Below are 13,733 nucleotides of genomic sequence, written 5' to 3' on the forward strand. Positions count from 1 at the left end.
TCATGTCGCACCAATCCGATCTGATCAGCGAGGACATCCTCGCCTACCTGGGCCAGCACGAACGCAAGGAACTGCTGCGCTTCCTTACCTGCGGCAACGTGGATGACGGCAAGAGCACCCTGATCGGGCGCCTGCTGCACGACTCGAAGATGATCTACGAAGATCACCTGGAAGCCATCACCCGTGACTCGAAGAAGGTCGGCACCACCGGTGACGACATCGACCTGGCCTTGCTGGTGGATGGCCTGCAGGCCGAGCGCGAGCAGGGCATCACCATTGACGTGGCCTACCGTTACTTCTCCACCGCCAAGCGCAAGTTCATCATCGCCGACACCCCGGGCCATGAGCAGTACACCCGCAACATGGCCACCGGCGCCTCCACCTGCGACCTGGCGATCATCCTCGTGGACGCCCGCTACGGTGTGCAGACCCAGACTCGCCGGCACAGCTACATCGCTTCCCTGCTGGGGATCAAGCACATCGTCGTGGCCATCAACAAGATGGACCTCAAGGGGTTCGACCAGGACGTGTTCGAGTCGATCAAGGCCGACTACCTGCAGTTCGCCAAGGGCCTGAAGATCCAGCCCACCAGCCTGCACTTCGTGCCGATGTCGGCGCTCAAGGGCGACAACGTAGTGAACCGCAGCGAGCGTTCGCCGTGGTACACCGGCCAGTCGCTGATGGAAATCCTCGAGACCGTGGAGGTTTCCGGCGATCGCAATTTCACCGACCTGCGTTTCCCGGTGCAGTACGTCAACCGTCCGAACCTGAACTTCCGTGGTTTCGCCGGCACCCTGGCCAGCGGCATCGTGCACAAGGGCGACGAAGTGGTGGTGCTGCCTTCGGGCAAGAGCAGCCGGGTCAAGTCCATCGTCACCTTCGAAGGCGAACTGGAGCAGGCCGGTCCCGGCCAGGCCGTGACCCTGACCATGGAGGACGAGATCGACATCTCCCGGGGCGACCTGTTGGTGCATGCCGACAATGTGCCGCCGGTGACCGAGAACTTCGAAGCCATGCTGGTATGGATGGCCGAGGAGCCGATGCTGCCGGGCAAGAAATACGACATCAAGCGCGCCACCAGCTATGTGCCGGGTTCGATCGCCAGCATCGTTCACAAGGTCGATGTGAACACCCTGGAAGAGGGTGCAGCCAGCGCCCTGCAACTGAACGAGATCGGTAAGGTCAAGGTCAGCCTCGACGCGCCGATCGCCCTGGATGGTTATGAAAGCAACCGCACCACGGGCGCGTTCATCGTCATCGATCGCCTTACCAACGGCACCGTTGGCGCCGGCATGATCATCGCCCAGCCTGTGGCCCACGGCAGCGCCTCCCAGCATGGCAAGCTGGCCCATGTCGCCACCGAGGAGCGTGCCCAGCGCTTCGGCCAGCAGCCGGCCACCGTGCTGTTCAGCGGCCTGTCGGGCGCAGGCAAGAGCACCTTGGCCTATGCCGTGGAGCGCAAGCTGTTCGATATGGGGCGGGCGGTGTTCGTCCTCGACGGCCAGAACCTGCGTCACGACCTGAACAAGGGCCTGCCCCAGGATCGCGCCGGGCGTACCGAAAACTGGCGGCGTGCGGCTCACGTTGCCCGTCAGTTCAACGAGGCGGGCTTGTTGACCCTGGCGGCGTTCGTGGCGCCCAGTGCCGAAGGTCGCGAGCAGGTCAAGGGGCTGATCGGCAAGGAGCGTCTGCTGACGGTCTATGTCCAGGCTTCGCCAGCCGTATGCGCCCAGCGTGATCCCCAGGGCCTCTATGCCGCCGGTGGCGACAACATTCCGGGCGAGTCCTTCCCCTATGACGTGCCGCTGGATGCCGACCTGGTGATCGACACCCAGTCCGTGTCGCTGGAGGAGGGCGTCAAGCAAGTGCTGGATCTGCTGCGCAAGCGCGGCGCGATCTAAGGTAAGGGCAGCGGCGAGCTTCTAGCTTCAAGCTGCAAGAAAAAGCCCGCGGACAGGTGACTGTCTGCGGGCTTTTTTGTGTCTGTTCGAACGCGAAGCGGCCCTTGCAGGCGCTTCATCGCTTGCCCGGATACTCCCGGTGCAGTTGCTCGAGCAGCGCGTCCTTGGCTTGCCAGCGCTGGTTGATCCAGTCCTGGAAGGCCTGCCGATAAACCGCGTCCTGTTCGTAGTTGCGCCCGATGAACTGCTGGGGAATCGACACTTCTTCGAAACGCACCACCACGTCCTTGAGCTTGCCGCTGAGCAAGTCCCAGAACCCCGGGCGGCCGGCCGGATAGTGGATGCTCACGTCGACGATCGATTGCAGCTGCTCGCCCATGGCATCCAGCACGAAGGCGATGCCGCCGGCCTTGGGCTTGAGCAGGTACTTGAATGGCGATTGCTGCTGGGCATGCTTGGCCTCGGTGAAGCGCGTGCCCTCGACGAAGTTGAAGATACCTACCGGATTGCTGCGGAATTTCGCGCAGGTCCTGCGGGTGGTTTCCAGGTCCTTGCCCTTTTTTTCCGGATGCTTTTCCAGGTAGGCCTTGGAGTAGCGCTTCATGAAGGGAAAGCCCAGGGCCCACCAGGCCAGGCCGATCACCGGCACCCAGATCAGTTCCTGCTTGAGGAAGAACTTCAACGGGCGGATACGCCGGTTGAGCACGTACTGCAGCACCAGGATATCGACCCAGCTCTGGTGGTTGCTGGTGACCAGGTAGGAGTGCTGGTAATCCAGGCCTTCAAGGCCCTGCACGTGCCAGCGGGTGCGGCAGACCAGCTGCATCCAGGCCTTGTTGTTGCTGATCCAGGCCTCGTGGGTGTGGTTCATCAACCAGTGGCTGAAACGCTGGGTGAGGCGCAACGGCAAGGCCTTGAAGAGCGCCACGCAGAACAGGAACGAGCACAGCAAAATAGTGTTGAGCGCCAGCAGCAGCGAGGCGATGGTGCCGCGTACGGCACCCGGTAGAAAGTCCAGCATTCAGGCATCCATGGGTCGGTTGGCAGCTTGGATCGCAGTCAGGGCGATGGTGTAGACGATATCGTCCACCTGGGCGCCGCGCGGCAGGTCGTTCACCGGCTTGCGCAGGCCTTGCAGCATCGGCCCCAGGCTCACGCAATCGGCGCTGCGTTGCACCGCCTTGTGGGTGGTGTTGCCGGTGTTCAGGTCGGGGAACACGAACACCGTGGCCTTGCCCGCGACCTGGCTGTTGGGGGCCAGTTGCCGGGCGACGTTCTCGTTGGCGGCGGCGTCGTACTGCAACGGGCCGTCGATCAACAGCGAGCGCTGGGCTTCATGGGCCAGCAGGGTGGCCTCGCGGACCTTCTCCACTTCTTCGCCGCTGGCCGAGTCGCCACTGGAGTAGCTGATCATCGCCACCCGTGGCGAGATGCCGAAGGCCGCTGCCGAATCGGCGCTCTGCAGGGCGATCTCCGCCAGTTCGCTGGCGCTGGGGTGGGGGTTCATCACACAGTCGCCGTAAACCAGCACCTGCTCGGGAAACAGCATGAAGAACACCGAGGACACCAGGGTGCAGCCCGGTGCGGTCTTGATCAATTGCAGGGCCGGGCGGATGGTGTTGGCGGTGGAATGGACGAGCCCGGAAACCAGGCCGTCGACCTCATCCAGGGCCAGCATCACGGTGCCGATCACCACCGGGTCTTCCAGTTGCTGCTCGGCCATCGGCGCGTTCAGGCTCTTGCTCTTGCGCAGGGCTACCATGGGCTCGACATATCGCTCGCGGATCAGGTCCGGATCAAGGATCTCCAGGCCCTCGGGCAGCTCGATGCCCTGGGCCCGAGCCACGGCGTGGACGTCGTCCGGCTTGGCCAGCAGCACGCAGCGGGCGATGCCGCGGGCCTGGCAGATGGCGGCGGCCTGCACGGTCAGGGGCTCGCTGCCCTCGGGCAGGACGATGCGCTTGTCGGCTTGCTGGGCGCGCTGGATCAACTGGTAGCGGAACACCGCCGGCGACAGGCGCATTTCCCGCGGGGTGCCACAGCGCTGGTGCAGCCAGTCGGCGTCCAGGTGACTGGCCACGAAGTCGGTGATGATTTCCGCACGCTCGCGGTCATCGATGGGGATTTCCTTGTTCAGGCCGTTGAGCTGGTTGGCGGTGTCGTAGGAGCCGGTGCTTACCGACAGCACCGGCAGGCCGGCATTCAGCGCTCCACGGCACAGGTCCATGATCTTCGGGTCGGGCAGGGTGCCGCTGGTCAGCAGAAGGCCGGCCAGCGGTACGCCGTTGATCGCCGCGAGACTCACGGCGAGGATGATGTCGTCACGGTCGCCCGGGGTCACCACCAGCACTCCGGGCTTGAGCAGCTCCACGGTGTTGCGCATGGTGCGCGCGCAAATGATGATCTTGGTCATGCGCCGGGTTTCGTAGTCCCCGGCGTTGAGTACCTGGGCGCCCATCAGATCGGCCACGTCGCGGGTGCGCGGGGCATTGAGCTCCGGCTGGAACGGAATGCAGCCCAGCAGGCGGAAGTCGCCACTGCGCAACAGCGGCGAATGTTCTTTCAGGCGGGCGCTGAACGCCTCGATGCTTTCGTCGGTGCGTACCTTGTTGAGGATCACCCCCAGCACCTTCGGATCCCGTGGGCCACCGAACAACTGCGCCTGCAACTCGACCCGCCCGGACAGCTCGGTGAGCACTTCGTTTTCCGGGGCCGAGACCAGGATCACCTCGGCATCCAGGCTCTTGGCCAGGTGCAGGTTGACCCGGGCCGCGTAGCTGGCGGCACGGGTCGGCACCATGCCCTCCACGACCAGTACATCCTTGCCGATGGCCGCCTGCTGGTAGAGGGTGATGATTTCTTCCAGCAGCTCGTCCAGCTGGCCATCGCCCAGCATCCGCTCCACATGGGCCAGGCCCAGGGGTTGTGGTGGTTTCAGACCGTGGGTGCGGGCCACCAGCTCGGTGGAGCGTTCGGGGCCGGTGTCGCCCGGATGCGGTTGGGCGATGGGCTTGAAGAAACCGACCTTGAGGCCGGCGCGTTCCAGGGTGCGTACCAGCCCGAGGCTGATGGAGGTCAGGCCCACACCAAAATCGGTGGGTGCGATGAAGAAAGTTTGCATGCGAATTCTCGAAGGGTGCATGGCAAGGGCGACGGTCTTTGGCCGTCTGCCGCGGTAGTCAGGGGCTAAGGTTATCGTTTCCGGCGTCCTGCGCACACCAGCCACAGGCAAAGGGCCGGCCTATTTTTTCTGCCCGCCGCGCCGGGTCCAGGACCCAGGCGCGTGACTGCCATGGTGGCTGGTGGCGCAGGTGCTGGGTGTGGCCGCACGACAGTTCGACCACCCAGTGGCCGTCCTCGTCCTGGTGGAAACCGCATATTGTCGGGGGCTGCTGCATATTCCGTTTGTCCGGGTTCCGTTCGCTTTCGCGCGATTGCTTCGCTAAACTTGGACGTTCTTCATTCTTATGCAAAAGGTCTCGCCCCATGCTGATCGCCGCCAATAAGGCTGTCTCCATCGACTATACCCTCACCAACGACGCTGGTGAGGTCATCGACAGCTCTGCCGGCGGCGCCCCGCTGGTCTACCTGCATGGCGCAGGTAACATCATCCCAGGCCTGGAAAAGGCCCTGGAAGGCAAGCAGGTCGGTGACGAGCTTAAGGTTGCCGTGGAACCTGAAGACGCCTACGGCGAATACGCTGCCGAACTGGTCAGCACCCTGAGCCGCAGCATGTTCGAAGGCGTCGACGAGCTGGAAGTGGGCATGCAGTTCCACGCTTCCGCTCCGGACGGCCAGATGCAGATCGTCACCATCCGTGACCTGGACGGCGACGACGTGACCGTCGATGGCAACCACCCACTGGCTGGCCAGCGCCTGAACTTCCAGGTCAAGGTCGTTGCCATCCGTGATGCCAGCCAGGAAGAAGTCGCCCATGGCCACGTCCATGGCGAAGGTGGTCATCACCACTGAGTTTCTGCGCTAAGCTCAGGATTACTCGAAAGGCGCCCGCGGGCGCCTTTTTAGTCTGCGGCTTTTGGCTGTACTGTCGAGAGGCTGTCTTCTGCAAGAACACGGGAATTTGGAGTTCGTCATGAGTGCTTTTCACGACCTTAAACTGAAAGCCCTGGATGGTCAGGAACTGCCGCTCGCGCCCTTCAAGGGGCAAGTCGTGCTGGTGGTCAACGTCGCTTCCAAATGTGGCCTGACGCCACAATATGCGGCTCTGGAAAACCTCTACCAGCAATACAAGGCCCAGGGTTTCAACGTGCTGGGCCTGCCCTGCAACCAGTTCGCCGGGCAGGAGCCCGGGACCGAGCAACAGATCCAGGAATTCTGCAGCCTCAACTACGGGGTGACTTTCCCCCTGAGCAGCAAGCTGGAGGTCAACGGCCCGGAGCGGCACCAGTTGTACCGCCTGCTGGCAGGCGAGGGTGCGGAGTTTCCCGGGGACATCACCTGGAACTTCGAGAAGTTCCTGGTAGGCAAGGATGGCCGGGTACTGGCGCGTTTCTCCCCGCGCACCGCCCCCGATGATCCCGCAGTGGTCCAGGCCATCGAGAAAGCCCTGAGCTGACTCCGCGCGCCGGGCGCTCGCCCGGCCTGCCGCGCTACCTGTCCGACGCCGCTGCATAGCGGCGTTTTTGCCTCCAGATCACTCAAATCAATAGTGCTGTGCAGTGCCTTGGGGGACGAATATTATCCTCATCATAAGTGCGCCGGGAGCTATACCCGGCGCGGCCTTGTGCGTCGATCCTCGACTCCAGTCCTTTTCTGTCGGAGTGCAGCATGCCTGTCCAAGCCTTGTTCAAACCCTTCCGCCTGGGTGCGTTGGAATTGCCGACCCGTGTGGTGATGGCCCCGATGACCCGCTCGTTCTCGCCGGGCGGCGTGCCCAATTCCAAGGTCATCGAGTACTACCGCCGGCGTGCCGCGGCAGGGGTCGGCCTGATCATCACCGAAGGCACCACCATCGGGCACCAGGCATCCAACGGCTACCCCAATGTGCCGCAGTTCCACGGCGAGGCGGCACTGGCCGGCTGGAAGAAGGTGGTGGACGCGGTACACGCCGAGGGCGGCAAGATCGTCCCGCAGCTGTGGCATGTGGGCAACGTGCGGCGCCTGGGCACCGAGCCGGATGCCAGCGTGCCGGGCTATGGTCCGTGCGAGAAACTCAAGGACGGCCAGGTGGTGGTGCATGGCATGACCCACCAGGATATCCAGGAGGTGATCGCTGCATTCGCCCAGGCCGCCAAGGATGCCCAGGGCATCGGCATGGACGGCGTGGAGATCCATGGCGCCCATGGTTACCTGGTGGACCAGTTCTTCTGGGAAGGCAGCAACCAGCGCACCGACGAGTACGGTGGCGACCTGGCCCAGCGTTCGCGTTTTGCCATCGAGCTGATCCAGGCCGTGCGTGCTGCCGTTGGCCCGGACTTCCCGATCATCCTGCGCTTTTCCCAGTGGAAGCAGCAGGACTACACCGCCCGCCTGGTAGAGACCCCAGAGGCCCTGGAAGCCTTCCTCAAGCCATTGGTGGCGGCTGGCGTGGATATCTTCCACTGCTCGACCCGGCGCTTCTGGGAGCCGGAGTTCGAAGGTTCCGAGCTGAACCTGGCCGGCTGGACCCGCAAGCTCACCGGCAAGCCCACCATCACCGTGGGCAGCGTTGGCCTGGATGGCGAGTTCCTGCAGTTCATGGTCAAGACCGACAAGGTGGCGCAACCGGCCAGCCTGGAGAACCTGCTGCAACGCCTGGATAACGACGAGTTCGACCTGGTGGCCGTAGGCCGCGCACTGCTGGTGGATCCGGACTGGGCGCAGAAGGTCCGGGACGGGCGTGACCAGGAAATCCTGCCGTTCAGCCGTGACGCGCTGACAACCCTGGTCTAACCACCGGCTCCGGGTGGCGAGGGGGGCAACCCCCTCGCCACGCCGAGCGTCTCGCTGTCGTCCTCTACCAGGCCGGTCGCCCCGGCCACGGCCTGGAGGGCCGCCGTTGGCGCCTCTTGGCAGGCGCTGCGCAATTGCTCCTCGAACTGTTCGATCACCGTTGCCCAGCCTTGGCGGCTGGCGTGTTGGCGGGCGTTGAGGCGTACCCGGCGCAGGGTCTCGGTTTCTTCCAGCAGCCAGCTGGCGGCATCGCAGAAGGCATTCTCGTCACCCGGCATCGCCAGCACGCCGTTGTAGCCGTGACGGATATGTTGCGCCGCCGCAGCCTGATCGTAGGCCACTACTGCCAGGCCTGAAGCCAGGGCCTCGAGCACCACGTTGCCGAAGGTCTCGGTAAGGCTGGGAAACAGGAACACGTCACCGCAGGCGTAATGGGCCGCCAGGGCTTCGCCGCGCTGGCTACCGCAGAACAGCGCTTGGGGCAGGCTGCGCTCCAGGCTGGCCCGTTGCGGGCCATCGCCCACCACGATCAATTTCATCTTGCGCTGCGCATAGGTCGCCTGCAGTTGTTCGAAGCAGCGCTTGAGCAGGCCCAGGTTCTTTTCCGGCGCCAGGCGCCCGACATGGATCACCGCCAGGTCATCCGGCTCCAGGCCCCAGCTGGCGCGCAGCTCATTGACCCGTTTGGCCGGGTGGAACAACTGGCTGTCGACGCCCCGGGACAACAGGGACAGGCGTTCGAAGTGGCGCCGCTCCAGCTCCAGGCGCTGGCTGGCGCTGGGGACCAGGGTCAGTTTCGAGCGGTTGTGGAACCAGCGCAGGTAGTGGGTCAGCAAGCGCGTCAGCAAGCCCAGGCCGTACTGGCTGGAGTACTGCTGGAAATTGGTGTGGAAGCCGCTGACCACCGAGATCCCCAGGCGCTTGGCCGCCCGTAGCGCGGATAAGCCAAGGGGCCCTTCGGTGGCGATGTACAGCACATCCGGGCGCTGGCGTTTCCAGCGGCGCAGCAGCTTGTGCATCGACGACTGGCCCCACTGCAACCCCGGGTACCCCGGCAACGGCCAGCCCCGGCACAGCAGCAGGGCCTCGTCGCTGCGCCGGCTCTGGTCGCAACCCTGGCGCGGGCGCACCAGTTCCACCTGATGCCCACGGGCCCGCAGGCCATCGCACAGGCGGCCAAGGGTATTGGCCACACCGTTGATTTCCGGCGGGAAGGTCTCTGTGATGAGAGTGATATGCAGGGCTGTGCTCATGGCCCCAGTGTCGGCTGGGGCCATGTCGTCATTGTGACCTTGGGATGATGGATTTATGACCGCTCAGCGCTGCGGTTGCAGGGCGTTGCGATAGTGCTTCAGGGCGGTCTCGGTGCTCCGGCGGAAAAAATCCGCATACAACTCCAGGGTCTGGCGGGTCAGTTCGGGGCCGGCCAGCTCCGGGGTGCCGACATTGAAAGGTGCGCGAGGGTGGTACTCGATGGTCAGTTCCAACAGCTTGGCGATCTGCTCGCCCCGCAAGCGAGCCAGTACCATCAACGCCGTCTCGAAGGAGCCGGTGGCAGGGCCTGCACTGTACAGTGGGCCGTCGATCACTACTTCGCCACCGCTGACCGCCGTGGCACCGAATGCTTCCAGGGTATGGGTCAGGTGCAGGTTGGTGGTCGCCCGGCGTCCTTCCAGGAAACCAGCGGCGCCCAGCAGCAGGGCGCCGGCGCAGATGGAGATGACGAAGCGGGTACGTGGGCACTGTTCACGCAGGAACTGGATCAATTGCGGGTCTTCGATCGCCGCCGTGCCCACCGCACCTATCACCAGCACATCGAGGTCGGGCGGGCATTCGTCGAACGTCGTGCTGGCATGGCAGGGGAAGTCCGGCATGGCCATGACCGGATGGCGATCCTTCCACAGCACATGCAGTTCGGTATTGGGTGCCATGCCGAACACCGAGTGGGCGCCGGCGATATCCATCAGGGCGAACCCCGGGGCGATGAGAATCCCGACTTTTAGAGGTGTTCCTGGTTCGATCAGCATCTGAGGTTCCTTGGATTGTGCCGCGGCGGGTGCCGGGCTGGACGTACCTTAATCAGCCTGCACTTGGCGTTCTTGCCAAAAATGCGACAATTCACGCCAAATCCTTCCAGGTATCCAGGTCATGTCGCAGCCGCCCAGGCTCATTCAGTTTCTGGTGTTTCCCGCAGTGAACATGCTCGATCTATCGGGCCCCCTGCGGGTGTTCGCTACCGCCAATGAGCTGCTGGCATTCGCCGGCCAAGCCGCGGCCTATGACGTCACTGTGATTGCTGCCCAGGCACCATTGCTGTCTTCCGAGGGGCTGGAGCTCACCCCGCTGCCATTACCTGATGTCCAGTCGCCCTGCGACACTTTGCTGGTGATCGGTGGCCAGGGAGTGGGGGCGGCCTGCCGGGATGGCGCCCTGCCACGCTGGATCGGACAGAGGGCGCTGGTGGCGCGCAGGTTGGTGTCGATCTGTAATGGTGCCTTTCTGCTGGCGGCCGCGGGACTGCTCGATGGTCGGCGTGCCGTGACTCACTGGAGCCGCTGCGAAGCACTGGCCCGGCGCTTTCCCCTGGTCCGGGTCGAGCCCGATTCGATCTTCGTCAACGACGGGCCGATCTGGACTTCAGCCGGGGTCACGGCCGGCATCGACCTGGCCTTGGCCCTGGTGGAAGAGGACCTGGGTCATGAGCTGGCCTTGGAAATCGCCCGCTACCTGGTGGTTTTTCTCAAGCGCCCAGGCGGCCAGGCGCAGTTCAGTGTGCCGCTGTTCCTGCAGCACCGTGCTGGCGGTTTTGCCCAGTTGCATGCCTGGATCACCGAACATGTCGCTCAGGATCTGTCGGTGGCAGTGCTGGCGCAGCGGGTGGGAATGAGCGAGCGCAGTTTCCTGCGTCACTACCGAGAGCAGACCGGCACTACGCCGGCCAAGGCGGTGGAGCGGATCCGGGTGGAAGCGGCCCGGCAACTGCTGGATGAAACCCCGTGGCCGCTCAAGCGGATCGCCCTACGTTGCGGCCTGGGTAGCGAGGCGACATTCCGTCGTGCATTCCAGCGAGTTTTCGGCATCAACGCCCAGGATTACCGCCAGCGCTTCAGCTCTCGCGATGAGGCCAAAGCGCAGGTCCTCTGAGGTGCAGGAAGGGGTCAGCGTGGTTGGCCCGGCAAGTTATCCACACCGCGCTCGCGGACCCAGAACAGGGTCGCCCCGGCCACGGCGGCGGGCATCATCAGGATGTTGACGAAGGGAATCATCAGCGCCAGGTAGACGATGCCGCCGAAGCCCAGGCTCTGCCAGCGCTTGGCCCGCAGCCAGGCGAGCATGTCCTGCCAGCTCATCTTGTGGTTGTCCGCCGGGTAGTCGATGTACTGGATGGCCATCATCCAGATACCGAACAACAGCCACAGCGGCGCGGCCACCAGGTTGACCACCGGGATCAGCGAGAGGATGAACAAGCCGATGGCCCGGGGCAGGAAGTAGCCCAGCTTGCGCATCTCCCGGGACAGGGTACGGGGGATCATCGCCAGCAGTTCGCCCCAGCTGAAGGGAGGGAAATCATCGGTGCCGCGGACCACGGTCTCGACCTTTTCCGCGAGGAAGCCGTTGAACGGGGCGGCGATGATATTGGCCAGCATGGTGAAGCTGAAGAACACCATCAGCACTACCAGCACCACGAACAGCGGCCACAGGATGTAGCTGAGAAAGCTCAGCCATTGCGGCAGGGTCGGCATCAGGGCGTCGACCCAGAGGCTGAATTGATGACCGGCGAAATAGATCAATCCGACGAACAGCACCAGGTTGACCAGCAGCGGCAAGAGCACGAACAGGCGCAGGCCGGGCGTGAGGATCAACTTGAGGCCCTCGCGCAGGTATTGCGGGCCGGACAAGACAGGGGCGGGCATAGAAGGCTCCGAGCAGAAGGAAAACGCGCCGACCTTACCGGCTTTGCACAAGGGACGAAAGTGCGGCGCATAGGGCGACATCAACGGTAACAAAGACCTCTTCATACTGGTCTTCAGAAGATAGAGACCGCCTATGAGCTGGATTGTTAAACCGTATTTCCTTAATCTTCGCCCCCTCTATACGCTGCACCCATTATTTTTTGGACGGACGAGTTTTAGCCTTCCCCAAGGTTTCGCCGTCCTTTTTTATTCCAGCCGGCAATCCGGCGTTCCGCGCCAGGGCAGCCGGGCCGGTCGATAGGAGTGAGTCATGTCTGATGTACGTCATTCGCGTGTGATTATTCTCGGTTCCGGCCCTGCCGGTTACAGCGCCGCGGTCTATGCCGCCCGCGCCAACCTGAAGCCACTGCTGATCACCGGCATGCAGGCCGGTGGCCAGCTGACCACCACCACCGAAGTCGACAACTGGCCGGGCGACGTGCACGGCCTGACCGGCCCGGCGCTGATGGAGCGGATGCGCGAGCACGCCGAGCGCTTCGAAACCGAAATCGTCTTCGATCACATCAATGCCGTGGACTTCGCCGCCAAGCCCTACACCCTGACCGGTGACAGCGGCACCTACACCTGCGACGCCCTGATCATCGCCACCGGCGCCAGCGCTCGCTACCTGGGCCTGCCATCGGAAGAAGCCTTCATGGGCAAGGGCGTTTCCGCCTGCGCCACCTGCGACGGTTTCTTCTACCGCAACAAGCCAGTGGCCGTGGTCGGTGGTGGCAACACCGCTGTCGAGGAAGCCCTGTACCTGGCCAACATCGCCAGCAAGGTCACCCTGATCCACCGTCGCGATACCTTCCGCGCCGAGAAGATCCTGATCGACAAGCTTCACGCCCGGGTTGCCGAAGGCAAGATCGAGCTCAAGCTCAACGCGACCCTGGACGAAGTGCTGGGCGACAACATGGGCGTGACCGGTGCCCGCCTGAAGAACAACGATGGCAGCTTCGACGAGCTGAAAGTCGACGGCGTGTTCATCGCCATCGGCCACACTCCGAACACTTCGCTGTTCGAAGGCCAGCTGGCGCTCAAGGACGGTTACCTGGTCGTGCAGGGCGGTCGTGAAGGCAATGCCACCGCTACCAGCGTCGAGGGCATCTTCGCCGCCGGCGACGTGGCTGACCACGTCTACCGCCAGGCCATCACCTCGGCCGGTGCCGGTTGCATGGCGGCCCTGGACACCGAGCGTTACCTGGACGGCCTGCAGAACGCTTCGTTCTGATCGTCCTGAAATGAAAAAACCGGCGCAAGCCGGTTTTTTTATGGGTGATGGTCTTGCCGGTGTGGATCAGCGGCGGGTCAGCGGCTGGGCGTTGAACTTCACTCCGGCCAGGCCATGGGCGATCAGGGCGCGGATGTTGCCGTGGTCGCTGCCTTGCGGGGTGGCCAGCACCGAGCGATAGTGCTCGCCGAATGCCAGCAATGCTTCGGCGTCGCTCAGGCCTTCCAGCAGGGCCAGGCCCAGGGTCTTGCACGAGCCTTCGTTCTGCCCGGCGGCGTTTTCCACGCCACCATTGTTGAACGCCTGGGGCTGGTAGTCATAACCGGCGGCGATGAACGCCAGGGTGTCGGCAAAGGCGTGTTCGCCGCTGTTGAGGCTGGCGCGCAGGGTGTTCAGGTCAGTCATGGGGTTTTCCTTTGGCGAACGCCGCTTGCTGCTCGGCGCTGGCTTCTTTCTGATAGAGATTCTTCCACTCGGCGTAGGGCATGCCATACACCACTTCACGGGCGTCATCGAGGCTGACCTCGATCTGGCGCTGGTCGGCTTCGGCCTTGTACCACTTGGACAGGCAGTTGCGGCAGAACCCGGCAAGGTTCATCAGGTCGATATTCTGCACGTCCTTGCGGTTGTCCAGGTGGGCCACCAGGCGGCGAAAGGCCGCCGCTTCCAGTTCCAGGCGTTGTTGTTCGGTCATGGGATTCTCCGAGGGGGGACAAGCTCCTGGGGGGATATGGAGCTTGTCGCTTGAGGCGG

General features: G+C 63.7%; 14 protein-coding genes. 6 read left to right on the plus strand and 8 right to left on the minus strand.

Annotation, left to right across the window (positions count from 1 at the left end; genetic code table 11):
• Positions 1-2: 2 nt before the first annotated feature.
• Positions 3-1,901, plus strand: a complete 1,899-nt coding sequence (gene cysN, locus GDH07_RS27820; protein WP_152896650.1) for a sulfate adenylyltransferase subunit CysN — start codon at positions 3-5, stop codon at positions 1,899-1,901.
• A 115-nt stretch (positions 1,902-2,016) separates the two neighbouring features.
• Here the strand turns inward: cysN and GDH07_RS27825 are convergent, their stop codons facing one another.
• The 3 genes from GDH07_RS27825 to GDH07_RS27835 are packed head-to-tail and all read right to left on the minus strand — an operon-like array spanning position 2,017 to position 5,419.
• Positions 2,017-2,922 (minus strand): acyltransferase, encoded by a 906-nt coding sequence (locus GDH07_RS27825; RefSeq protein WP_152896651.1) that lies wholly within the window; start codon positions 2,920-2,922, stop codon positions 2,017-2,019.
• The gene (pta, locus tag GDH07_RS27830) at positions 2,923-5,022 is read right to left on the minus strand and encodes a phosphate acetyltransferase (RefSeq protein WP_022642344.1); all 2,100 of its coding nucleotides are present in this window, start codon (positions 5,020-5,022) and stop codon (positions 2,923-2,925) included.
• A 58-nt stretch (positions 5,023-5,080) separates the two neighbouring features.
• The gene (locus tag GDH07_RS27835; protein ID WP_083456939.1) at positions 5,081-5,419 is read right to left on the minus strand and encodes a DUF3565 domain-containing protein; all 339 of its coding nucleotides are present in this window, start codon (positions 5,417-5,419) and stop codon (positions 5,081-5,083) included.
• Between GDH07_RS27835 and GDH07_RS27840 the strand changes: the two genes are divergently transcribed.
• The 3 genes from GDH07_RS27840 (at position 5,388) to GDH07_RS27850 (ending at position 7,793) form a co-directional block, all read left to right on the plus strand.
• Complete coding sequence (locus GDH07_RS27840; RefSeq protein WP_022642345.1) at positions 5,388-5,873, plus strand: FKBP-type peptidyl-prolyl cis-trans isomerase; 486 nt, start codon at positions 5,388-5,390, stop codon at positions 5,871-5,873. The genes GDH07_RS27835 and GDH07_RS27840 overlap by 32 nt on opposite strands.
• A gap of 121 nt (positions 5,874-5,994) precedes the next feature.
• Positions 5,995-6,477 carry a glutathione peroxidase gene (locus tag GDH07_RS27845; protein WP_053134161.1) on the plus strand — a complete coding sequence of 161 codons (483 nt, stop codon included), beginning with the start codon at positions 5,995-5,997 and terminating at the stop codon, positions 6,475-6,477.
• A 212-nt stretch (positions 6,478-6,689) separates the two neighbouring features.
• A complete protein-coding gene (locus GDH07_RS27850) occupies positions 6,690-7,793 on the plus strand; it encodes an NADH:flavin oxidoreductase (protein WP_152896652.1) in 1,104 nt (367 codons plus the stop codon).
• On the opposite strand, the gene GDH07_RS27855 is transcribed toward GDH07_RS27850, so the two are convergent.
• Both GDH07_RS27855 and GDH07_RS27860 read right to left on the minus strand, forming a co-directional pair.
• A complete protein-coding gene (locus tag GDH07_RS27855) occupies positions 7,790-9,070 on the minus strand; it encodes a glycosyltransferase family 4 protein (protein WP_152896653.1) in 1,281 nt (426 codons plus the stop codon). The genes GDH07_RS27850 and GDH07_RS27855 overlap by 4 nt on opposite strands.
• A 39-nt stretch (positions 9,071-9,109) precedes the next feature.
• Positions 9,110-9,820 (minus strand): DJ-1/PfpI family protein, encoded by a 711-nt coding sequence (locus GDH07_RS27860; protein ID WP_022642349.1) that lies wholly within the window; start codon positions 9,818-9,820, stop codon positions 9,110-9,112.
• A gap of 121 nt (positions 9,821-9,941) precedes the next feature.
• Between GDH07_RS27860 and GDH07_RS27865 the strand changes: the two genes are divergently transcribed.
• Entirely contained in the window at positions 9,942-10,937 is a 996-nt protein-coding gene (locus tag GDH07_RS27865) for a GlxA family transcriptional regulator (protein WP_152896654.1), read from the plus strand.
• Positions 10,938-10,951: 14 nt separating this feature from the next.
• Here GDH07_RS27865 and cysZ read toward each other — a convergent pair whose 3' ends face one another.
• Positions 10,952-11,707 (minus strand): sulfate transporter CysZ, encoded by a 756-nt coding sequence (gene cysZ / locus GDH07_RS27870; protein ID WP_022642351.1) that lies wholly within the window; start codon positions 11,705-11,707, stop codon positions 10,952-10,954.
• 310 nt (positions 11,708-12,017) lie between these two features.
• Here cysZ and trxB point away from each other — a divergent pair, with 310 nt between their 5' ends.
• Entirely contained in the window at positions 12,018-12,980 is a 963-nt protein-coding gene (trxB, locus tag GDH07_RS27880; RefSeq protein WP_053134173.1) for a thioredoxin-disulfide reductase, read from the plus strand.
• A gap of 66 nt (positions 12,981-13,046) precedes the next feature.
• Here the strand turns inward: trxB and GDH07_RS27885 are convergent, their stop codons facing one another.
• Complete coding sequence (locus GDH07_RS27885; RefSeq protein WP_022642352.1) at positions 13,047-13,385, minus strand: HopJ type III effector protein; 339 nt, start codon at positions 13,383-13,385, stop codon at positions 13,047-13,049.
• Positions 13,378-13,674, minus strand: a complete 297-nt coding sequence (locus GDH07_RS27890; protein WP_022642353.1) for a DUF1244 domain-containing protein — start codon at positions 13,672-13,674, stop codon at positions 13,378-13,380. Before GDH07_RS27890 ends, GDH07_RS27885 begins: the two co-directional genes overlap by 8 nt.
• Positions 13,675-13,733 lie beyond the last annotated feature (59 nt).

The organism is Pseudomonas piscis (assembly GCF_009380155.1).
In the GTDB taxonomy this organism is placed as follows: Bacteria; Pseudomonadota; Gammaproteobacteria; order Pseudomonadales; family Pseudomonadaceae; genus Aquipseudomonas; species Aquipseudomonas piscis.

Excerpts from the sequence above, each read along its gene's own strand:
- GDH07_RS27855 (WP_152896653.1), bottom strand. The coding sequence starts at position 9,070 with ATGGCCCCAGCCGACACTGGGGCCATGAGCACAGCCCTGCATATCACT.
- cysZ (WP_022642351.1), bottom strand. The coding sequence starts at position 11,707 with ATGCCCGCCCCTGTCTTGTCCGGCCCGCAATACCTGCGCGAGGGCCTC.
- trxB (WP_053134173.1), top strand. The coding sequence starts at position 12,018 with ATGTCTGATGTACGTCATTCGCGTGTGATTATTCTCGGTTCCGGCCCT.
- GDH07_RS27865 (WP_152896654.1), top strand. The coding sequence starts at position 9,942 with ATGTCGCAGCCGCCCAGGCTCATTCAGTTTCTGGTGTTTCCCGCAGTG.
- GDH07_RS27840 (WP_022642345.1), top strand. The coding sequence starts at position 5,388 with ATGCTGATCGCCGCCAATAAGGCTGTCTCCATCGACTATACCCTCACC.
- cysN (WP_152896650.1), top strand. The coding sequence starts at position 3 with ATGTCGCACCAATCCGATCTGATCAGCGAGGACATCCTCGCCTACCTG.
- GDH07_RS27860 (WP_022642349.1), bottom strand. The coding sequence starts at position 9,820 with ATGCTGATCGAACCAGGAACACCTCTAAAAGTCGGGATTCTCATCGCC.
- GDH07_RS27835 (WP_083456939.1), bottom strand. The coding sequence starts at position 5,419 with ATGGAGACAGCCTTATTGGCGGCGATCAGCATGGGGCGAGACCTTTTG.
- GDH07_RS27850 (WP_152896652.1), top strand. The coding sequence starts at position 6,690 with ATGCCTGTCCAAGCCTTGTTCAAACCCTTCCGCCTGGGTGCGTTGGAA.
- GDH07_RS27885 (WP_022642352.1), bottom strand. The coding sequence starts at position 13,385 with ATGACTGACCTGAACACCCTGCGCGCCAGCCTCAACAGCGGCGAACAC.
- GDH07_RS27825 (WP_152896651.1), bottom strand. The coding sequence starts at position 2,922 with ATGCTGGACTTTCTACCGGGTGCCGTACGCGGCACCATCGCCTCGCTG.
- GDH07_RS27890 (WP_022642353.1), bottom strand. The coding sequence starts at position 13,674 with ATGACCGAACAACAACGCCTGGAACTGGAAGCGGCGGCCTTTCGCCGC.
- GDH07_RS27845 (WP_053134161.1), top strand. The coding sequence starts at position 5,995 with ATGAGTGCTTTTCACGACCTTAAACTGAAAGCCCTGGATGGTCAGGAA.
- pta (WP_022642344.1), bottom strand. The coding sequence starts at position 5,022 with ATGCAAACTTTCTTCATCGCACCCACCGATTTTGGTGTGGGCCTGACC.